The following is a 19,667-nucleotide window of genomic DNA, read 5'->3' on the forward strand; positions in this document are numbered from 1 at the left end:
CGTACGAGAGCGTGCGGTCCCCTGCGAGTCCTCGAAAGGTGTGAGCGTCCGCCCATGGGCGAGCCTCCCAGTAGCCGTGCGCGACATCGCGCGATCCTCCCTGCCCTGCCGGACCATGGGACGGAGGTGAACCGATGACGGAAGTGCTCCTGCTGCTGGTGGCGATCCTGCTGTCCGTCGCGTGCGGTGCCTTCGTGGCCGCCGAGTTCTCGCTGACCACGGTCGAGCGCAGCGAACTGGAACGGGCGGCGGAGCGCGGTGAGCGCGGTGCCTCCGGCGCACTCAAGGCCGTACGGAATCTCACCTTCCAGCTCTCCGGCGCGCAGCTCGGCATCACCGTGACCAACCTGGTCGTCGGCATGCTCTCCGAGCCGTCGATCGCCGCGCTGATCGCGGGACCGCTGGAGTCGGCGGGCCTGTCGGGCGCGACGGCGAGCTCGGTGGCGCTCGTGCTGGGCACGGCGCTGTCGACGGTCTTCCTGATGGTCGTCGGCGAGCTGGTGCCGAAGAACTGGGCGATCTCCTCGCCGCTGCCCGTGGCCAAGACCGTGGGCAACGGGCAGCGCTGGTTCAGCTCCGCCTTCCGGCCCTTCATCACCCATCTCAACAACACCGCGAACCACATCGTGCGTCGCTTCGGTGTGGAGCCGACCGAGGAGCTGGCCGCCGCGCGCGGCCCCCAGGAGCTGGCGGCCCTGGCCCGGCACTCGGCCCGCGAGGGCGCGCTGGAGGCGGACACCGCCGAGCTGTTCGTGCGCACCCTGAACCTGGCCGACCTGACCGCGGAGAACGTGATGACCCCGCGCGTCCAGGTCATCTCCCTGGACGCCCAGGCGACCTGCGAGGACGTGGCGAACGCGACCCGGGCGACGGGACTGTCCCGCTTCCCCGTCCACCGCGGCGGCCTGGACGCGGTCGTCGGCACCGTGCACATCAAGGACGCCCTGGCGATCCCCGCCGAGCGGCGTCTGCACGTACCCGTCTCGGAGATCATGCGCGAGCCGCTGCTGGTCCCGGAGTCGCTGACCGTGGACCGGCTGCTGGACCGGCTGTCCGGCAAGCGGACGATGGCCGTGATCATCGACGAGTACGGCGGTACGGCGGGCGTGGCGACCCTGGAGGACATCGTCGAGGAGGTCGTGGGCGAGGTCCGCGACGAGCACGACCCGCACGAGACGCCCGACCTGGCCCCCGCGGGCACCGACGACGACGGCCGCGCGCTGTACTCGGCCGACGGCGCCGCCCGGATGGACCAGCTCGCGCGGGTGGGCCTCAACGCCCCCGAGGGGCCGTACGAGACGCTCGCCGGCCTCGTCGCGACGGAACTGGGCCGGATACCGGCCGTCGGTGACGGCGTCGAGGTCGCCGGCTGGCGCATGGACGTGGTCGACGCGTCCGGCCGCCGCGCCGCACGCGTGCTGCTGCACGCCCCGCTCACCGAGGACCACGTGGAAGGGGCGGACCAGTGACCGCCGTACAGCTGCTGATCGCCCTGGCGACCCTCGTCGTCAACGCGTTCTTCGTCGGCGCGGAGTTCGCGCTGATCTCCGTCCGCCGCGCCCAGATCGAGCCGTACGCCGAGCAGGGCGACCGGCGCGCCAAGAGCGTGCTGTGGGGCCTTCAGCACGTGTCCGCGCTGATGGCGGCGGCACAGCTCGGCATCACCCTGTGCACGCTGATCCTCGGTGTGGTCGCCGAACCGGCGATCGCGCATCTGCTGGAGCCGGTGTTCCACGCGGTCGGGGTACCCGAGGGCGCGGGACACGCCGTGTCCTTCGTGATCGCGCTGGTGCTGGCCACCTATCTGCACATGCTGCTCGGCGAGATGGTCCCGAAGAACATCGCGCTCGCGGAGCCGGTGCGCAGCGCGCTGGTGCTCGGTCCGCCCCTGGTCACGCTGTCCCGGGCGCTGCGCCCGGTGATCTTCGCCATCAACGCGTTCGCCAATGCCCTGCTCAAGCTGCTGCGGATCGAGACCAAGGACGAGGTCACGGCGGCCTTCTCGGACGCCCAGCTCGCCCAGATCGTCAAGGACGCGGGTGCGGCGGGGCTCATCGACGGCCGCGCCCAGGAACGTCTGCACGACGCCCTGGAGCTGGGCCGCCGCCCGGTGCGGGACGTCGTACTGCCGCTGGAACGGGTCGTCCACGCGCGCGTGGGCGTCACGCCCGAGCAGCTGGAGGGGCTGGCCGCCGAGTCGGGGTTCTCCCGGTTCCCGGTGGTGGACGAGGGGCGGCGGATCATCGGCTATCTCCATGTGAAGGACGCGCTGGACGCCTCCCCGCGGGACGAGCCGTTCCGGCTGCGGGACATGCGGCCCATCGCGCGCGTGCGGGAGGCGACGCCTCTGGACGACGTCCTCACCGCGATGCGGGGCAGCCGTACGCACCTGGCGGCCGTGCTCGGCACGGACGGACGGCTGGCCGGGCTGGTGACGATGGAGGACGTGCTGCGCGAGCTGTTCGGACAGCCGGCGTGACACTTGGGCGCCCGGGGCCGCGTACCGGACGGGGGGTGACCGACCACCAGGTATGGGCCCCGGGCTACCATCTATGTCGCCATGCAGACGAACCCCACACACACCAGCCTGGTCGCGGTCGGCGACTCCTTCACCGAGGGCATGTCGGACCTGCTGCCCGACGGCTCCTACCGGGGCTGGGCCGACCTCCTGGCGGGCCGGATGGCGGCCCGCACGCCCGGCTTCCGGTACGCCAACCTGGCGGTGCGCGGCAAGCTGATCGGGCAGATCGTCGCGGAGCAGGTCGACGTGGCGGCCGCGATGGACGCCGATGTGATCACCCTGGTCGGCGGTCTCAACGACACCCTGCGCCCCAAGTGCGACATGGGCATGGTCAAGGGACTGCTCACGGAGGCGGTGGAGCGGCTGGCCCCGTCCTGCAAGCAGCTGGTGCTGATGCGCAGCCCGGGCCGCCAGGGTCCCGTCCTGGAGCGGTTCCGGCCGCGCATGGAGGAGCTGTTCGTCTGTGTCGACGAGCTCGCCGCGCGGCACGGCGCGCTGGTCGTCGACCTGTACGGCGCCCCCTCGCTCTCCGACCCGCGGCTGTGGGACGTCGACCGGCTGCACCTGACGCCCGAGGGGCACCGCCGGGTCGCCGAGGCGGTCTGGCAGACCCTCGGCTACGACCCGGAGGACACCGAGTGGCGCACGCCGGTCCCGGCCACCGTGCCGCCCGGCTGGGCCGCCCGCCGGGCCGCCGACGCCCGCTTCGCCAAGCAGCACCTGCTCCCGTGGATCGGCCGCCGGCTGACCGGCCGCTCCTCCGGGGACGGCCGCCCCGCGAAGCGCCCCGAGCTGCTGCCGTACGAGGGTCCCGCGTAGGGAAGCCGCCGGGACGGGACCCGGACCGCGCCCGCCGACACCCCCGGGTGACGCCCGTCTCGTAGGATCCGCCGAACGGGGCCGTGGCGCTGGCCTGCGCGAATCGCCAGTAGAATCCGTACACGTGACTTCTGCGCCCGCCAAGCCCCGCATCCCGAACGTCCTCGCCGGACGGTACGCCTCCGCCGAGCTCGCCACGCTCTGGTCGCCCGAGCAGAAGGTGAAGCTGGAGCGTCAGCTCTGGCTCGCCGTGCTGCGGGCCCAGAAGGACCTCGGGATCGAGGTGCCGGACGCGGCGATCTCCGACTACGAGCGTGTCCTGGACACCGTCGACCTGGCCTCCATCGCCGACCGCGAGAAGGTCACGCGGCACGACGTGAAGGCGCGGATCGAGGAGTTCAACGACCTCGCCGGGCATGAGCAGGTCCACAAGGGCATGACGTCCCGCGACCTCACGGAGAACGTCGAGCAGCTCCAGATCCGCCTCTCGCTGGAGCTGATCCGCGACCGTACGGTGGCGGTGCTGGCGCGCCTGGGCAAGCTGGCCGGCGAGTACGGCGAGCTGGTCATGGCGGGCCGCTCGCACAACGTGGCCGCGCAGGCCACCACCCTCGGCAAGCGCTTCGCGACGGCCGCCGACGAGCTGCTCGTGGCGTACGGCCGGGTCGAGGAGCTGCTCGGCCGCTACCCGCTGCGCGGTATCAAGGGCCCCGTCGGGACGGCGCAGGACATGCTGGACCTGCTGGGCGGTGACGCGGGCAAGCTGGCCGAGCTGGAGGACCGGATCGCCGGCCACCTGGGCTTCTCGCAGGCCTTCACCTCCGTGGGCCAGGTCTACCCGCGCTCGCTGGACTACGAGGTCGTGACCGCGCTGGTCCAGCTCGCCGCCGCCCCCTCCTCGCTCGCCAAGACGATCCGGCTGATGGCGGGCCACGAGCTGGTGACCGAGGGCTTCAAGCCCGGCCAGGTCGGCTCCTCGGCGATGCCGCACAAGATGAACACCCGCTCCTGCGAGCGCGTCAACGGCCTGATGGTCATCCTGCGCGGTTACGCGTCGATGACCGGTGAGCTGGCGGGCGACCAGTGGAACGAGGGCGACGTGTCCTGCTCGGTGGTGCGCCGGGTGGCCCTGCCGGACGCGTTCTTCGCGCTGGACGGTCTGCTGGAGACGTTCCTGACGGTGCTCGACGAGTTCGGCGCCTTCCCGGCGGTCGTGGCCCGGGAGCTGGACCGCTACCTGCCGTTCCTCGCCACCACCAAGGTGCTGATGGGCGCGGTGCGCGCGGGCGTGGGCCGTGAGCTCGCGCACGAGGCGATCAAGGAGAACGCCGTCGCCTCCGCCCTCGCGATGCGCGAGCAGGGCGCCGAGCGCAACGAACTGCTGGACAAGCTGGCCGCCGACGAGCGCCTTCCGCTCGACCGCGCCCAGCTGGACGCCCTGATGGCCGACAAGCTGTCCTTCACGGGCGCTGCGGCCGCGCAGGTGGCCACGGTCGTCGGCCGGATCGAGGAGATCGTGAAGCAGCGGCCGGAGGCGGCCGGTTACACCCCCGGGGCGATCCTCTGACACCCTCGCCCCGCTTCACCCAGGCGGAACTGGAGGCCGCCCGCGACCGTCTCGTACCGGACGTCGTCGCGGGCGGTCTGCGTGTGCTGTTCTGCGGTATCAACCCGGGGCTGACGACCGCCGCGACCGGTCATCACTTCGCCCGTCCCGGCAACCGCTTCTGGCCGGTGCTGCTTCTCTGCACTTCACTCGAATGGGTGATGAGGTATGTGGTGGGCATGGCAAGGCTCCATTTCTGACGGATCGGCTCATGGGTTGCTGCAAGGGGGGAGGCGGCTGGTGCTGGGGATGTCCACTTCCACGTCGGCTGCGGGAAACGTCTGCTGGATGCGCGTGTGCTGGCTTGCCCAGGCGTTGTCGTGCTGCTGGGGCGAGACGGTGTGGCCCATGCCCCGGGCAGTTGAAGCCGTTATTTCCGCTCATGCGCGGACGGGCATCGCCTAGCCTGCTCCGCATGCCCGACAACACCACGCACGCGAAGCGTGACGACCGGCCTGAGGAATCCCGGCGAGTGCGCCTGAGCCAGACGTTCGATGAAGATGCGGAGTTGTACGACCAGACCAGGCCCGGCTACCCGTCGGAGCTGTATGACGACCTTGCGGAGTTCGCCGGTGCCTGCCCGGGTAGCCGAGTACTGGAGATCGGCTGCGGGACCGGGCAGGCCACGGTGCCGCTGGCCGGACGCGGCTGTCGGATCACGGCCGTCGAGGCAGGACCGAGTATGGCCGCAGTCGCCCGCCGTAACCTGAACGGGGCTGCGGGGGTGGAGATCGTTACGGCGGACTTCGAGAGCTGGCCTCTTCCGGAGGAGTCGTTCGATGTGGTCTTCGCCGCGACCGCTTTCCACTGGATCGACCCGGCGGTTCGAATGGCGAAGGCTGCCGAGGCGCTGCGTCCGGGCGGGGCGCTCGCCGTGGTGCGGACCCAGCATGTGAGGGGTGGTACCGAGGAGTTCTTCGTCGAGGTCCAGCGCTGCTATGAGCGGTTCGATCCGGACACACCACCTGGGTTTCGGACTCCGGAAGCCGCCGACATCGACGGCTCGGACCACGCCCAGGAGGTCGTGCAGAGCGGTGCGTTTGGTCCCACGGTCTTCCGCCGTTACGAACGGGACCTTACGTACACCACGTCGGAGTATCTGAGGTTGCTTCAGACCTACTCCGGTCACCGTGCTCTTTCAGAAACTGCCAGGAGCGGCCGGCTGGGGTGTATTGCAGGCCTGATCGACGGGCGGTACGGCGGTCGGGTGACCAGGCGGTATCTCATCGAGTTGGCGGTGTCGCGTCGGCGGTGACGCCGTTTGGCACGCCGTGGGACCCTCCGTTGGCCACAGAGCACGAGGGGCGAAAGGTCCAGTCTGTGATGGCTCCGCTCAGGAGGCGTACTGCCTGCTGGCCACAGGTGATGGAGTTTCACGGGTTCTCCCTCCCCCTGCGAGGTTTTGGGATCCCGAGGTCGACGGGCAGCCGCTGGTCTCGGCGTTGCGTTTCGTCGCGCTTGGCACGGAGGAAGGAGAGGGTGAGGTCGATGCCTTCGATGTCACCGGCCCAGCCTTCAGCTTCGGCGCGTGCTCGGCGGTCGAGGAGGTCGGTCTCCAGCTCCGCGAGGCGGGGCAGCATCTTCGGGTTGACATGCTTCTCTGCGCTTCACTCTCATGAGTGAAGGGAGGTATGTGACTTGTCAAAGCGCCTCCGAGATGGATGGGATGGGATCAGGGGTGGCGAGATGGTCGTTGACCGCCGAGCCCTGGCAAGTCGCGTCCTGGCCAAGAGTGCTGATCGGTATGGGCAAGGTGCGTCGACTACAGTGCGGTGTGGGCCGTGACTGGCGCTGAGGTGGAGTACCACCGGGGAGCGGTCTGACGAGATGTCGTTGCCGTGCGCCTGGGCGAGTGGTCAGCAACGCCTGGAGGACAATCATGTCCGCGACTCAGACGGTCCAGCTCATGGACGGCACCAGCCTTGCCAAGCGCCTCGTCAAAGAGGCTGCCGTCAAGGCGGCGGAGATTTCGCAGCGCACGGGCGCTGCCCCCTGCCTGGCGACGGTACTGGTGGGAGAGGACCCCGCGTCGGTCACGTACGTCCGTATGAAGCGGGCGCGGTGCGCGAAGGCAGGCATAAAGTCTCGGCACATCGGTCTGCCTGCCACTACCACGGCCGCTGAGCTGATCGACACGCTGGCCGGATTGTCCGGCGATCCGAAGGTGCACGGCATCCTGCTCCAGCATCCTTGCGGTCCGCACATCGACGAGCGCGCGGCGTTCGAGGCCATCGCCCCAGAGAAGGATGTGGACGGGGTCACGATGCATTCCTTCGCCGCCATGAGCTTTGGCCTGCCGGGCTTCGTGTCCTGCACACCGGGCGGGATCATGCGCCTGCTGGAGGCATACGACGTCGACCTCGCCGGCAAGCACGCCGTCGTGGTGGGCCGCAGCGCGATCCTCGGCAAGCCGGTGGGCATGCTCCTGCTCGCCAAGGACGCAACGGTGACGTACTGCCACTCGCGGACGGCGGACTTGTCGAGAATCATCCAGGAAGCGGATGTCGTGGTAGCGGCCGTGGGACGACCCCGACTGATCCGGGGTGAGGACATCAAGCCCGGCGCGGTGGTGATCGATGCCGGATACAACCCGGGCAACGTCGGCGACGTGGACTTTGACACCGCCCTCACCCGCGCCCGTCTGATCACTCCGGTGCCCGGCGGCGTCGGGCCGATGACCATCGCCGTCCTGCTCGCACAGACCGTGAACGCTGCCGCAAACCAGCTCGGAATCCAGCACCACTGACCTGGGCGCCGCCGACAATTCCGTGGCAAGTACCCAGTGAGACATCCGCCTGGCGAAGGTCATTGCGACTCCTTCGGACGGCGGGGTGTGGGGATGCCAAGATCGACAAGTGGTCGCTGGGCTCGACGTTGCGTCTCGTCGCGCTTGGAGCGGAGGAAGGTGAGCGTGAGGTTGATGCCTTCGACCTCACCAAGCCAGTTCTCGTCCTCGGCGCGCCGGAGGCGGGCAAGAAGGTCGGATTCGAGTTCTTCGAGTCGGTCGAGCATCTTCGGGTTGATGTGGAGCATCGGACAGCGGATGCAGGCGTGTTCGTGCTGGCAGGGGGTGCCGTAAGGGCGTCCACAGGAGCCGAGTTCGACCTTGCGGCGGTCGAAGTGCTCCTCGAACTCTCCCCATTCCTGATCCGTCGTGTCGCGGTACTCACCCTCGGGCCGAATCTGGCGGCGGTGGTGCAGGTGCTCCTGGTAGTGGCGGACGACATCCTCGTCGAAGACCGCTAATGGTGGAGTCGGGTATTGGAACTGTCCGAATGCCCCGCCCATGCGGGGACCTATGGGCATGGATGAGGGCTCTCAGCGGCTCGCGAAGTCCGTGACGGCTTGGTGAAGCTGTTCGAGGAAGCGGATCAGGGTTGGTGCGGACATCTCGAAGTCGTCGAACCAGGACGGCGTGGTGGACCGGTGGACCCTTCCGTCACCATCGAGGGCGAACAGGATGCCTCCGCCGTCACTGCCGAACACGACGCCAGTGGCGTGATCGGTGACGCGGACGGGACCGTACTGGGTGATGTCGTTGAGTACCTGAGCAGGTGTGTGCACGAAGTATCCGTGGTCGATATCAGGTAGCGAGAGCTCGGCGATCGTGGCATAGAGGCTGATCAGCCCTTGGGGCATGTCCACGACCTCCTTGAGCCGTGCCGCCGCGGCTCGGCTCTCCTCATCGGCCAGGAGCACCTCGTTGTCGCCTGGCGGATAGCCGAAGGTGTCCTCGAAGGTGCAAAGCGTCGTCTCGAGCGCGGCGGTGATCTCCTGCTGCCAGGCGGTGAGCCAGTCTGCGGAGAGGTTCGAGGCGGTCATCGGGAGTGCTGCTTTCTGTTGTCGGCGGGCGGAGCGGTCTGCTGGCTGGCGCGTTGACTAACGTCGGCGGCATAGGCGGCCCAGTCGCCGCCGGACGCCTTTTGCCACTGGACGGCGACTTGGATGTGGACGCCGAGCATCCGGGCGAGGATCGCGGCGGGGAGCTCGGCGGCGAGGGTGAACAGGGCGGTGGACCGGTCCTGTTGGGGCCGAATGCCGATCTTGTGCAGCCGCTGACCGATCTGGCTGTCGCTGAGAGGCCGGCCTGGCTGTCCGCCGGGGAAGAGCCATGGGACGTCGTCCGGAGTGCCGATCTTGGCCTTGCCGCGTCGGGTCGCGACGAGCTCGCGGACCAGGGCGGCCAGCGGCATCGGGAGGATGACGGGCGAGGTTCCGAAGGAGATCGCAACGGTCTCGCCGGTGATGTCGACATCGTCGACGGTGAGTTGGCTGATGGTAGCGATCTTCTGTGCGTAGAGGATCAGTAGCAGCCCGGCGGCGCGATCCGCAGTGGGCAGTGCGTCGTCGTTGAGGAGGCGGCGTGCGTCGGCCCAGCATTTCTCGCTGTCGATGGTGCCCTGCGGGCCGGTCCAGCGAACGGTGCCATAGGTCAGTCCGTGGGCATGGCGGTGCTGTACGGACCAGCGGACGAAGTGGCCGGTCTCGTCGCGGTAGGTGAAGGCGGGGTCGGTCATCCAGCGTTCGAGGTCGGCTTGTGTGCAGGTGCCCAGGGTGAGTCCCTCGGCGGCGAGCCAGGTGAGGAAGTTGTCGGCTGCGGTGACGTGGCAGCGCACGTTCATGTCCTGGAGCTGGGTGGTGTGCTGGTCACCGATGCGGCGGCGGAGTCGGCGCAGGTGGTGCCAGACCGCGTAGCCGTGCAGGATCCGGCGTTCTGCGGGGTCCGTGTGAACCTGGACCGTTTCGGTGATCCATTTCTCGAGGGCGACGAGCCGTTCGTCGCGCGGTGGCAGGGTGCCCGTGGCGACGAGGACGCTGCGAAGGTGAGCCAGCACCTTGCCCGGAGGAAGTTCGTCGAGGACCTCGTGGGTGACGGGACGTTCGTCGCGCCCTATGCGTTCCAGCAGGTCCCGGGCCCTTTCTCGGGAGATCCAGGCCAAGGCGACGTCGGGACGCTCGGCACTCGTCAATGCCGCGTGGAAGGGTGCAAGTTCGGGCCCGATGGTCCCGGTGCTGTCGCCGAGGAGGTCGCGGATCTTCTGGTCGAGGATGCATCGCTGGCAGGGACGAGGGCTGAGCTGCCAGGTGATCACGCAGACGGGGCAGCGGGCCCAGAAGCCGGAGTCGGGGTTAGTGCACTTCGCGCACAGCGGTTCTTCCCAGGTGCCGCCGCGGGCCTGGGAAACGGTGCTGCAGCCGCTGCAGGTCACCCATCGCTGCTGGCAGCGGTCGCACCAGGGCTGTCCGGTGGCCCGGGAGAGTTCGCAAGGGGCGGTGCGGCCGCAGTGCCCGCACTCCCTGATCTCCTTCGGCCTGCAGCTGGGGCAGCGGGCGCCGTCGACGAGCCGGACCGCGACCGGCTGGCGGCGACCGCAGCCGACGCAGACTTCCAGGTTGACAGGGTCACGGATGAGGCAGTTGGGACACAGCGGCTGACCGGCGGCATCTCGGGTGGCGGGTTCGCGGACGGCGCCGCAGCGTGCGCAAGAGACGGCCGCGTGCCTGGCAAAGCAGGCCCGGCAGATCCGCTGGCCGTCCAGGAGCTTCGACAGCGCCTTCACCCCGTGGCAGCGCGGGCAGGCTGGCCTGGTGACCGTAGTGGCGCCGCCGGCGACGAGTTCGCCGATGAACCGCAGCATCGCCGGGGTGGGAGCCTCGTGCCCGGCGCCGGTCAGCAGTTCGGGACGGTCGAGCACGGCCCAGGCGAGTCGCCGCTGCCCGGCGGGCCGCTTCGTGGCCCGCTCAAGAGCGGTCCGGATCGTGCCCGCGTCGAGTGCGGGGTCGAGTCCGGTGATCAGCTGGGCGAGCTCCTTGAGCGGATCGCCGTCGGTGTCGGGGCACTTGGCGCATCGGGGCTGACCGTGGCGGTCGCGGCTGACGACTCGCCGCCGCTGGTGGCAGCCCGCGCAGACGGCGGGTGTGTCGAAACAGGGTGAGCATCCCCACCGTCCGCCCGAGCGGCTGCCGACGTAGGGGCGGGGGCGTCCGCACTCGCCGCAGTGAGGCATGGCCGTGTCCTGGGCGCCCGCTTCATGCAGGGCCATCAACAGCTTGGCAACGCGGAACGGCGCGGGCGGCTTGCCGGTCCGCAGCAGCGAGGGGTCTTCGTGCAGGGCCTGGGCGAGGTTGCGGCGGCCAGCGCGTGTGCGTACGAGGTTGCAGACAATGCCGCGGATGCGGTCGGCGTCCAGGTGTCTCTCGACGTTGCCGACCAGCCGCACGATCACGCCGACCGGATCGACGAGAACCTCCTCGTCAAGGGTAGGCGCGGTCACCGGTCAACTCCGGTGATCCGAGCCCGCCTTGGCCGCAATTCCCCGACGCCTTCGGAGACGGCCGTGCCGCCTGCCACAGCCTTCTTGGGCTTCTTCGCCGCCCCGGCCGTGGCGATCGGCTCGATGAGGTCGTCCATCGTGCAGTCCAGGATGTCCAGCAGGGCCATGAGGATCTTCAGGCTGAGTCGCTCCGGTCGCTCGACGACGAGCCGGTAGACCTGGCTCGTGGACAGCGTGATGCCGCGTTCGGCGAGCGGAGGGAGGAGGTCGGTCGTGGAGAACATCCCGCGGTCTGCCATGACTTTGCGCAGGTGCCAGTGGTAGTCGAGCTTGGCGGCCATCGCCGGATCCCTCCTCATCAGGCTCCGGCGAACGCCGGGGCCAGTGCCTTGTGCAGGGAAGTGTTCATGAAGTCGTCGCTGACGTGCGTGTAGATGGCCAGGGAGCTGTCGCACTCGTGGCCGACCTGCTGCTGGATTATCTTGAGTTTGCTTGCTCGGAAGGCTGTTGACCTGAGCTTTTGTGTCGCGGTGTTTGTCCGTGACGTAGCGGGTGCGGGCACTGGAAGTCCTTTCAGCACGGACCGATCGTTACCGACCTGGGATTGCCTGCTCCTGCCCGTGGTGGGTTTGTGCGAGTCGTCGTGGCGCGTCGTTCGCCGAGCGCACGGGCGAGTTGCTCGCGAGGGGGAGGCCGCCGCCGCGTTGTGCTGGGCGGGGCGAGGCGTCGATCCGGTCAGGACGGAGGATTTTCTTGCTGTTCGGTTGGGAACAGGATCGGGCTGAGGAGGTAGCGGGCCCGTTCCGGCGTGGATTCGTTGGCGAGGAGGGGGGCGATGGCCGATTGCATCGCGCCGATCAGCCCCACGAGCTCGTCCCTGCTGAGCCAGATCGCATGTTGCCGGTAGCCGACGAGGTCGTCCACAGGATCACTGCCGTCGCGGTCCAGATAAGCGCCGAACTCCGCGACCAGGGCGGCAGCGGCGGCAGCGAATGCCCGCTCGTGGTCCTGCGCGGTGAGCGCACGCGCGGTTTCCGCGTCGATGCCCGCGTGATCCTGTCGTAGCTGGTAACGGCGTTCGACTGCACCCCGCACCCGCCGCTCGCCAGCGACATCGAGGATGCCACCGGCGGCGAGCAGGTCGACGTGCCGGTAGACCGTGGCCTTGGACGCATCCGGGATCAGGGAACACAACTGTCCGGTGGTGAGGACCCGCCCGCCCCGCAGCGCGTGGACCACACGGAGGCGGATGGGGTGCGCCAAGAGTCCCAAGGTGTCCATGACCTGAACTTTCTCACGTGTGCTACCTTTCTCAAAATTTGAGAAAGGTTACGGTATGCAGACTGTGGAGGAGACCGCCGTACTGGTGGTCGAGTGGGCGCGTGACGGCCATTTCGCGGAGATCGCGGCGCTTTTCGCCCCGCCCTTGCGTGCTGTGCTGACCGCCGAGGCGCTCCAGGCGGCCTGGCTCGCAGAAATCGCGGGAACCGGTCCGGTCACGGACCTCGGCGAACCGTCGAGCGAACCCCTGCTGCCGGACCTGATCCGCGTCAGCATCCCCGTGGCCTGCGAGCGGGGACAGTTCACCGCTGTCATGTCGGTCGACTCCGCCGGCCTGCTGAACGGACTGCGCCTCGCGCCTCCTGCCTCCGATCCTTGGGCGCCGCCTCCCTATGCGGATCCGGACGCCTTCGAGGAGCACGACGTCACGGTCGGATCCGGTGCTCTCGCCGTGGCCGGCACCGTTACCGTTCCACGCGGCAACGGCCCGTGGCCCGGGGTCGTGCTGCTGAGCGGCGGAGGGCCACAGCCCCCACCCGTAGATGACCTTGAAGAGGGTGGCGTCGCGGTAGGCGGCGAGGGCGCCTTTGCGCTTGGACTTCACGGCGCGGTCGACTTGGTCGTCGGCGTAGTCGAGGAACCGCTGCAGTTCCTCGCGGGTGAATGGCCTGGCCTCCGGGTCGCCCTCGTAGTCCTGCAGGTGAGGGAGGGTGTTCCACTCGTGGCAGATCGCCACCGGGTGGGTGCCGAAGGCTTCCTGACAGGCGGCGCCCCAGCCGTAGCGGCCGTCGATGAGGAACTCGCTGAACAGCCGGACATCGCCCTGGTAGCTGCGGATCGTCGACGGCGCCAGATGCTTCTCGCTGGTCAGCGAGGCCGACCACTCGTCCATGTGCGCCGGCGACCACTGCCACGGGTACTCGTTCGCGAACTCGAGGAACCGGCGGACCAGCCGTTCCCGCGGGTCGATCGTCTCGTCCTTCAGTCCTCGCGACTTCTGCTGGGCCCGCCAGCCCCGCAGCATCGCGTCGAACATCGCGTCCTCCGGACGCAGTTGGACCACCCCGGACACGAGCTCCATGTGAGCTGCCCCGGCCAAGCCCACCTTCTGCTGATGCACCACTCCAGACCATCCCTTCTGGAGGGCAGATCATGCATCAGACGGGATCATCTCGGCAACATGCCTGTTCAGAAGGCCAGTTCGTAGTAGCGTTGGAGTCCATGAGGCTGTCGCGCTCAGCTCGCGACCTGCGACTTCTCACCCGTCTGATGCAATTCCCGAGGGTCGACGTAACCACGGGTGGTCTGGATGTTGAGGTGACCCAACAGGGCCGCTCCAATGTGGATCGGCAGGCCGCTGTTGACGAGTTCGGTGGCGAAGATCCTTCGGAAGTCATGCGGGGTGAACTTCAATCCGCGAAAGCCGGGATGGGTTTCGGAAAGGGCCTGCCCGCGCCGACTGATCATCTCCTGGATGGTGCCCGTGCAGAACACGGCGGGCGTGGTGCCATTCTGCCGTTGGAAGAGGAACGGCATGGGGGCGCTCCACTCCTTGTCGTGCGGGTCGTACCGACTGACGAGGGGGATCGGACGGCCTGCGCGGGTGTGCCGGCGGATGATGGACGCGATGACGCGGAAGAGTTCGGCGGACATCGGAATCACGCGTTCGCGGTCGGTCTTCGACGGGGCGATCACCAGCAATGCGATGACCTCCCCGTTTGCCCGCTGGTACTGCCGAACGCTGAGATGGGTGAGCTCAATGAGTTCTTCTACCCGTACTCCGGAGTGCCTCAGGGTCTCGACCGCGGCCCACTCCCAGAAGGCTGTTTCTTCCTCGGTTCCGATGTGGATGATCTGGCCGCTGGGCTCTTCGATGATGCGAGTTGGGACCGCGTCACCGTGGCGGAGGAGCTTGCGGTCGGCTTCGGTGATGACGCGGCGGTAGTCGGTCCCGTCATGGGTGAAGACCTCGCCGTCCACTGCCTTGTTGGCCCGTTCCAGCAGCAGGCGGGCGCGGTCGTAGCGCGTCTCCACATGCTCGACTAGGACGGGCAGCAGGGGCTGGCGCTGACGGGTGCGGTTGGCTGAGCGTTCGTTGATCCGGCGTCGGCGAGTCCCGAGGCCGTGGAGTTCGCTGGGTGGAACAGGGCAAGGGGCAACCCACGCTGCCCAGCGTTCCGGTTCCTCGGCGGCCCAGGTGTGCAGGTCGAAGTAGAAGCTTCGAACCGCGATGACGATGCTGTCCTGGCCGGCACGGGGCTTGCCGTTGTCCTTGACGGTGATCATCCGGCGCCAGGTCGCGTAGTGCTCGGGGGAGATCCGCAGATCAGCCTGGGTGGGGTTGACGCGCTCGATCTTCTCCCAGAAGTGATGGGCGATCAGCAGGACGAGGTTCTTCAGCGTGGAGTAGTCGGTGTCGGCCCGGCGACGCGTGAAGTAGTCGATCAGCAGAGCCCGCACCGCCTGATTGCGGATGGGGTACTGGGCGACCATCTCCTCCACGGTGCGTTGGCCCCGCATCAGAGCGGCCCGGAGCGTGGGAGGCGTCGCGGGCGGGAAGTGCCCCATGGCATGCAGGACGTTCCACATCCCCTGGCCGACCAGCCGGTTGGCCACCTTGTTCCCCGGCTGTAGGACACTGCGGGCCCGGCGGTTCTCCTGAGTGAAGTGCAGCACCGCCTGCGCCGTCACGTCGCTCAGAGAGACTCCCTGAACCGCAAGGAGGGTGCACAGCTCGGACATTGCCTCTCGACGGTGGATGTGCCGCATCGGCTGCGCTTGAACCTGCGCGGCGTACTTGTCGAGGAGCGGGTCGCCTTGGGCCATGACGAACATCGGCGCGAAGTTGTGCAACACGTTGCGCCGAAAGGTAAGGAGAGTCGGCTGGATGACGCGCAGGCAGTAGAGCGCCCGGACCCCGGGAGTGATGGCCAAACCGGTGGAGCGTCGGGTTCCGAGCGTGTTCGCGGCGACGAGTCCTTGTCCGATCGGACTGGCGTCCCACCGTTCCTGCCATGTCTGACCGGGAAAATCTCGCATGTACTCCAGGACACACTGGGCGGCCTGTGCTCGCTGGTTTCGGGTCAGCTTGTCCGCGTCCATCCAGACCGTGGCGGCGAGCCGGGCGATGTGAGCGACGGAGGCTGTGGAGAGATCCCCATGCGGGCGGGGCGGGGCTGCGGCGACGGCTGGTTCGGGCGTGATGGCTCCCCCAACGAATCGGCTGGCGAAGTCGAGACCTTCGGTAACCGGGCCGTGCCGTCGGCTGGCCCCCGTGGTGGTGCTGAGTCGGGATTTAGGCACCGAACACCGCCGCGATGTCGTCGGCGTTGTAGTCGGTGGGGTAGCTCCGTTCGACGCGCGGAGTGTTGTAGTGCTCGGTGAGCTTGTCGAAAAGCTCCTCGACGCGCACCGCCAGATAGCGACTGGTGGTCTGGATGTTGGTGTGCCGCAGGATGGCCTGCACCTCGGGCAGCGTGAGCTTGCCACCGTTGGCCATACGGCTCGCGGCGGTGTGCCGTAGGTCGTGAAGCGTCCAGTTGGTTCCCAGCACCTCGTTGGCGCGCTGCATGATGCGCCGCATCGCCCAGTAGGACAAGGGCCGGTCTGCCCCTCGGCGAGCCCGCCACAAGGGCTCGTCCGCGGGCGGGGTGCCGACCTCGTCAAGGTAGCGGGCCAACCGCACGAACGCCTGCGGCGAGGCCGGAACAGGCTGACGCTCCCGCGACCCCTTCGAGATCACGTAGACGCGCTGGCCAGCCCAGTCCAGGTCACCGATGCCGACGCCGAGCAATTCCTCCGCGCGGGCCCCACTGGAGACGTAGAACTCCAGCAGGGCGCGGTCGCGCTCGCATCCCATGCGCTCGAACAGCTCGTCCCACAGACGATCGGGGATCGACCTCGGCGGCCGGTCTGCCACCTTCTGGCGCAGCCGTGCCCGGCCCAGCACCGGCCTCGCCTCCAGCGGGCTGCGATGGGCCAGAGCGCGGCGCCGCTGCGGGGAGACAGGGACCGGGTTGGTGACCGGCCCGTTGCCCTGGTGAGCGTGGAATTCGTAGAACCCGCTCACCACCGACAGTGCGTGGTTGATGGTCCGTGGCGCGTAGCCGGCACGCAGGACCGGCTTCCCGGTGCGCAGGTTCACCGAGCCCGGGACCGGGCCACCAGCCGACTTGCGCTGTCGTTGAGGGTTCGGCGCTGTCCGCAGCCACCCGGCCAGCACCGCGGTCTCGGCCTCGGTCGCCCTCTCCCAACCGACCCCGAGCAGCCACAGCAAGCGGAACCAGCGCAGCAGCCCGTACCCGTAGCTGCGGACCGTCAGCGGGCTGCTGTCCTGCAGGGCCAAGTCCCTCAGGTACGCCGTGGCCGGTTCGATCTCGTCGTCGTACCCGTTGAGCACGATGTACGGAGGGTGCACCCTCCTCGCCCGAACTACAGTCCCGACACGGGGGACGTCCGCTCGCCCCTCCATCAGTTCATGTCGCAGGTCCACTTGCCCTCTCCTTGTTGATCTCAGGTACCGACACCGAGACCAACGACGAGACGTAGTGCAGATAACTGTGCACCTGTCCGGGTTCACACCGAGGCTGATGAAACCGGCGGAGCAGGCGGAGCTGCCGGCGTACGGCCTCGGCATCACGAACGTCGTGGCGCGGGCGACCGCGCGGGCGGACGAGCTGAGCGCCGAGGAGTACCGCGAGGGCGGGCGGCTGCTGACGGAGAAGGTGACCCGGCTGACGCCCCGCTGGCTGGCGGTGGTCGGTGTGACGGCCTACCGGGCCGCCTTCGAGGACCGGAAGGCCTCGGTGGGGCCGCAGGAGCGGGTGATCGGGCAGACACGGGTGTGGGTGCTGCCGAATCCCAGCGGACTCAACGCCCACTGGACCGCGGCGACGATGGCGGAGGAGTTCGCCCGGCTGCGGGTGGCGGCGCAGGACCGAGCGGCGCAGGACCGAGCGGCGCAGGACTGAGCTGCGGTCAGGGCGGGTCGGTTTCGGTGACGACGAGGAGGAGTTCTATCTCGTCGTCCGGGTCGAGGTCGGCCACGCCCAGGGCGATCCAGCGGCCGTGGTCCGCGGCCTGCCAGAGGTACACGTCCGCGACGCGCAGGCTCAGTTCGGCCCAGGGCTCGGGTATCTCCTCGGTCGCGGTCCGCAGCCGTACCGTCTGCAGGCCGAGGTGCTCGGGCTCGCCCCATCTCCGCGTCAGTCTCCCGGCCAGGTCCTCCCTCTCCTCGTGGAACCGCCCCGCCTCCGCGCCCCGCACCGCGGCGTCCGCCGCCCTGAGACCATGACTGGTCGCTAAGGCGGCGGTGCGGTCGCCGGGGCCGGCGAGCAGCCTCTCGATGTCCATGGATCCAGTAAACCCGCCGCCACTGACAATTGGCGGCCCGTCAGCGGACCGGTGCGCTCAGGCGTCCCGGCGGTGCAATCGCCAGGCCCCCGCGAGGAGTGCCGCCACCGCCCAGAGCGCGGCCACGGCGAGCCCCGTCCAGGGGCCCAGGGCGCCGTCCCACGTGCTGTGGAGCACCACTTGACCGGCCCGGTCGGGCAGGAAGTCCGCCGGGTTGCCGGACAGGTCACCCAGGACGAAGGACACGATGAGGAGAAACGGGATCAGGATGCTCAGCGTGGCCACGCCACTGCGCAGGACGGTCGTGAGACCGGCGGCGAGCAGGGCCATGAGCGTCAGGTAGACGGCACAGCCCAGGGCACCCCGCAGCCCCTGCGCCGGGCTCGGACCGGAGGGTGGCAGAGCGCCGCCCAGCGCCGCCGTCACCAGGCCGGTCGCCAGTGCGACGACGAGCACCGGCAGGGCGACCACCGCCAGCTTGGCGGCGAACCAGCGGCCCCGGTGGGGCACCGAGGCCAGCGACACCCGCAGGGCACCGTTCCGGAACTCGCCGGAGACGGCGGTCGTGCCGAAGGCGATGGCCGCGATCTGCCCGAAGCTCACGCCGAAGAAGGCGGAGAAGAGCGGGTCCGAGTCCGTGCCGTCGGTGCCCGACGCGGCCAGTGCGGAGAACGCGACGGTGGTGAGCGGAATCGCGCAGAGGGCGCCGATCTGCGACCGGAGCGTACGCGTCTTGATCCATTCGGTGTGGAGTGCGGGCGTGAAGGACGAGGTGCGCACGGTCAGGCCTCCTGGTGCCGAAGGTGCTGCGGGGCCGCGAACTCCGCGTCGGCGGCGGTGAGGTCGAGGTAGGCCTGCTCCAGCGTGCCTTCCTCCGTGGTCAGTTCGAGCAGGGGGACTCCGGCCGCGGAGACCAGCGGGCCGATGTCGTCCACGCGCGCGTGGGACACGGTCCAGTGCCCCTCGGGGTGTTCCACGGCCTCGTGGCCGTGCCGGGCGAGTGCGGTCCGCAGGGCGGCGGGATCCGTCGTACGGATGCGGACGCGGGGGTGCACACGCGCGTCGATGAAGTCCCGCATCGGGGTGTCGGCCAGCAGGCGGCCCCGGCCGAGGACGACGAGGTGGTCGGCGAAGGAGGCGGTCTCGTTCATGAGGTGGCTGGAGACCAGCACGGTGCGGCCCTCGGCGGCCAGTGCGCGCAGCAGTCCGCGGATCCAGACGATGCCTTCGGGGTCGAGGCCGTTGGACGGTTCGTCGAGCAGGACCACCTCGGGGTCGCCGAGCAGGGCGGCGGCGATGCCGAGGCGCTGGCGCATGCCGAGGGAGTACGTCCTCACCCGTCGGCGGGCGGCCGGGGCGAGGCCGGTCTCCGCCAGGACCTCGTCCACCCGGTCGGCGGCGATGCGGTTGCTCACCGCGAGCGCGAGGAGGTGGTCACGGCCGGTGCGGGAGCCGTGCGCGGCCTGTGGGTCGAGCAGGGCGCCCACCCGGCGCAGGGGGTCCGCGAGGGTGACGTAGGGGCGGCCGCCGACGGTGGCGGTGCCGGAGGTCGGCCGGTCGAGGCCGAGGAGGAGGCGCAGGGTGGTGGACTTGCCGGCGCCGTTGGGGCCGAGGAAGCCCGTGACCCGGCCGGGCAGGACCTGGAAGCTGAGCCGGTCGACGGCGCGCCGGGAGCCGTACTCCTTGGTGAGGTCGTGGACGTCGATGCTGGTCATGGCCACGACTCTGGCCGCCGACCGGGGTGCCGGGCCTCCCCCGGCCGGGGAGAGCGTCTCCCCCGCTCGGGGGAGGTCCGTTGTCGGTGGGGCCTGGC

Annotated in this window: 18 protein-coding genes, 2 pseudogenes and 1 riboswitch; of the genes and pseudogenes, 9 read left to right on the top strand and 11 right to left on the bottom strand. The window is 69.2% G+C overall.

What is annotated here, in order from left to right:
• Positions 1-134 precede the first annotated feature (134 nt).
• The 6 genes and pseudogenes from AQJ64_RS11400 to AQJ64_RS11420 all read left to right on the top strand — a co-directional run bounded on the left by AQJ64_RS11400 (position 135) and on the right by AQJ64_RS11420 (position 6,201).
• Positions 135-1,469 (top strand): hemolysin family protein, encoded by a 1,335-nt coding sequence (locus tag AQJ64_RS11400; RefSeq protein WP_055636095.1) that lies wholly within the window; start codon positions 135-137, stop codon positions 1,467-1,469.
• Positions 1,466-2,479 carry a hemolysin family protein gene (locus tag AQJ64_RS11405; RefSeq protein WP_055636096.1) on the top strand — a complete coding sequence of 338 codons (1,014 nt, stop codon included), beginning with the start codon at positions 1,466-1,468 and terminating at the stop codon, positions 2,477-2,479. Before AQJ64_RS11400 ends, AQJ64_RS11405 begins: the two co-directional genes overlap by 4 nt.
• 81 nt (positions 2,480-2,560) lie before the next feature.
• Positions 2,561-3,340 (top strand): SGNH/GDSL hydrolase family protein, encoded by a 780-nt coding sequence (locus AQJ64_RS11410; RefSeq protein ID WP_055636097.1) that lies wholly within the window; start codon positions 2,561-2,563, stop codon positions 3,338-3,340.
• Between the two features lie 124 nt (positions 3,341-3,464).
• Positions 3,465-4,907: an adenylosuccinate lyase gene (gene purB / locus AQJ64_RS11415; RefSeq protein ID WP_055636098.1), complete on the top strand. Its 1,443-nt coding sequence runs from the start codon at positions 3,465-3,467 to the stop codon at positions 4,905-4,907.
• A pseudogene (locus AQJ64_RS50690) lies at positions 4,904-5,080 on the top strand (uracil-DNA glycosylase family protein); the annotation flags it as partial. The gene purB and the pseudogene AQJ64_RS50690, both read left to right, overlap by 4 nt.
• A gap of 281 nt (positions 5,081-5,361) precedes the next feature.
• Positions 5,362-6,201: a class I SAM-dependent methyltransferase gene (locus AQJ64_RS11420; RefSeq protein ID WP_055636099.1), complete on the top strand. Its 840-nt coding sequence runs from the start codon at positions 5,362-5,364 to the stop codon at positions 6,199-6,201.
• 118 nt (positions 6,202-6,319) lie between these two features.
• Here the strand turns inward: AQJ64_RS11420 and AQJ64_RS11425 are convergent, their stop codons facing one another.
• Positions 6,320-6,526, bottom strand: a complete 207-nt coding sequence (locus tag AQJ64_RS11425) for a hypothetical protein (RefSeq protein ID WP_055636100.1) — start codon at positions 6,524-6,526, stop codon at positions 6,320-6,322.
• Between the two features lie 191 nt (positions 6,527-6,717).
• Positions 6,718-6,803: riboswitch (ZMP/ZTP riboswitch) on the top strand.
• Between the two features lie 22 nt (positions 6,804-6,825).
• Between AQJ64_RS11425 and AQJ64_RS11430 the strand changes: the two genes are divergently transcribed.
• Together AQJ64_RS11430 and AQJ64_RS49605 are read left to right on the top strand one after the other, a co-directional pair.
• Positions 6,826-7,692, top strand: a complete 867-nt coding sequence (locus AQJ64_RS11430; protein WP_055636101.1) for a bifunctional 5,10-methylenetetrahydrofolate dehydrogenase/5,10-methenyltetrahydrofolate cyclohydrolase — start codon at positions 6,826-6,828, stop codon at positions 7,690-7,692.
• Between the two features lie 62 nt (positions 7,693-7,754).
• A complete protein-coding gene (locus AQJ64_RS49605; protein ID WP_055636102.1) occupies positions 7,755-8,192 on the top strand; it encodes a hypothetical protein in 438 nt (145 codons plus the stop codon).
• Positions 8,193-8,264: 72 nt separating this feature from the next.
• On the opposite strand, the gene AQJ64_RS11440 is transcribed toward AQJ64_RS49605, so the two are convergent.
• From AQJ64_RS11440 to AQJ64_RS11470, 7 genes are all read right to left on the bottom strand, one after another.
• Positions 8,265-8,768 (bottom strand): hypothetical protein, encoded by a 504-nt coding sequence (locus AQJ64_RS11440; RefSeq protein WP_059202595.1) that lies wholly within the window; start codon positions 8,766-8,768, stop codon positions 8,265-8,267.
• Positions 8,765-11,221 carry a site-specific integrase gene (locus AQJ64_RS11445; protein ID WP_059202596.1) on the bottom strand — a complete coding sequence of 819 codons (2,457 nt, stop codon included), beginning with the start codon at positions 11,219-11,221 and terminating at the stop codon, positions 8,765-8,767. Before AQJ64_RS11445 ends, AQJ64_RS11440 begins: the two co-directional genes overlap by 4 nt.
• Positions 11,218-11,562 (bottom strand): helix-turn-helix domain-containing protein, encoded by a 345-nt coding sequence (locus AQJ64_RS11450; RefSeq protein WP_055633898.1) that lies wholly within the window; start codon positions 11,560-11,562, stop codon positions 11,218-11,220. The genes AQJ64_RS11445 and AQJ64_RS11450 overlap by 4 nt, the downstream gene beginning before the upstream one ends.
• 394 nt (positions 11,563-11,956) lie before the next feature.
• The gene (locus AQJ64_RS11455; RefSeq protein WP_055633896.1) at positions 11,957-12,502 is read right to left on the bottom strand and encodes a helix-turn-helix domain-containing protein; all 546 of its coding nucleotides are present in this window, start codon (positions 12,500-12,502) and stop codon (positions 11,957-11,959) included.
• A gap of 31 nt (positions 12,503-12,533) precedes the next feature.
• Positions 12,534-13,622: a phage integrase N-terminal SAM-like domain-containing protein gene (locus tag AQJ64_RS50695; protein ID WP_240512607.1), complete on the bottom strand. Its 1,089-nt coding sequence runs from the start codon at positions 13,620-13,622 to the stop codon at positions 12,534-12,536.
• 116 nt (positions 13,623-13,738) lie between these two features.
• On the bottom strand, positions 13,739-15,604 hold the full coding sequence (locus AQJ64_RS11465) for a site-specific integrase (protein ID WP_079061587.1): 1,866 nt from the start codon (positions 15,602-15,604) through the stop codon (positions 13,739-13,741).
• A gap of 193 nt (positions 15,605-15,797) precedes the next feature.
• Positions 15,798-16,994 carry a tyrosine-type recombinase/integrase gene (locus tag AQJ64_RS11470; protein WP_055633895.1) on the bottom strand — a complete coding sequence of 399 codons (1,197 nt, stop codon included), beginning with the start codon at positions 16,992-16,994 and terminating at the stop codon, positions 15,798-15,800.
• 67 nt (positions 16,995-17,061) lie between these two features.
• Here AQJ64_RS11470 and AQJ64_RS11475 point away from each other — a divergent pair.
• Positions 17,062-17,472, top strand: a pseudogene (locus AQJ64_RS11475) (mismatch-specific DNA-glycosylase); the annotation flags it as partial.
• Between the two features lie 7 nt (positions 17,473-17,479).
• Here the strand turns inward: AQJ64_RS11475 and AQJ64_RS11480 are convergent.
• Genes AQJ64_RS11480 through AQJ64_RS11490 form a run of 3 tightly spaced genes read right to left on the bottom strand, consistent with a single transcriptional unit; the run spans position 17,480 to position 19,569 of the window.
• Positions 17,480-17,854, bottom strand: a complete 375-nt coding sequence (locus AQJ64_RS11480; RefSeq protein ID WP_055633894.1) for a hypothetical protein — start codon at positions 17,852-17,854, stop codon at positions 17,480-17,482.
• A 57-nt stretch (positions 17,855-17,911) separates the two neighbouring features.
• Positions 17,912-18,634, bottom strand: a complete 723-nt coding sequence (locus AQJ64_RS11485; protein ID WP_055633893.1) for an ABC transporter permease — start codon at positions 18,632-18,634, stop codon at positions 17,912-17,914.
• Positions 18,635-18,636: 2 nt separating this feature from the next.
• On the bottom strand, positions 18,637-19,569 hold the full coding sequence (locus tag AQJ64_RS11490; protein WP_055633901.1) for an ABC transporter ATP-binding protein: 933 nt from the start codon (positions 19,567-19,569) through the stop codon (positions 18,637-18,639).
• Between the last annotated feature and the right edge of the window lie 98 nt (positions 19,570-19,667).

The sequence above is a fragment of the Streptomyces griseoruber genome (genome assembly GCF_001514205.1).
GTDB lineage: Bacteria > Actinomycetota > Actinomycetes > Streptomycetales > Streptomycetaceae > Streptomyces > Streptomyces griseoruber.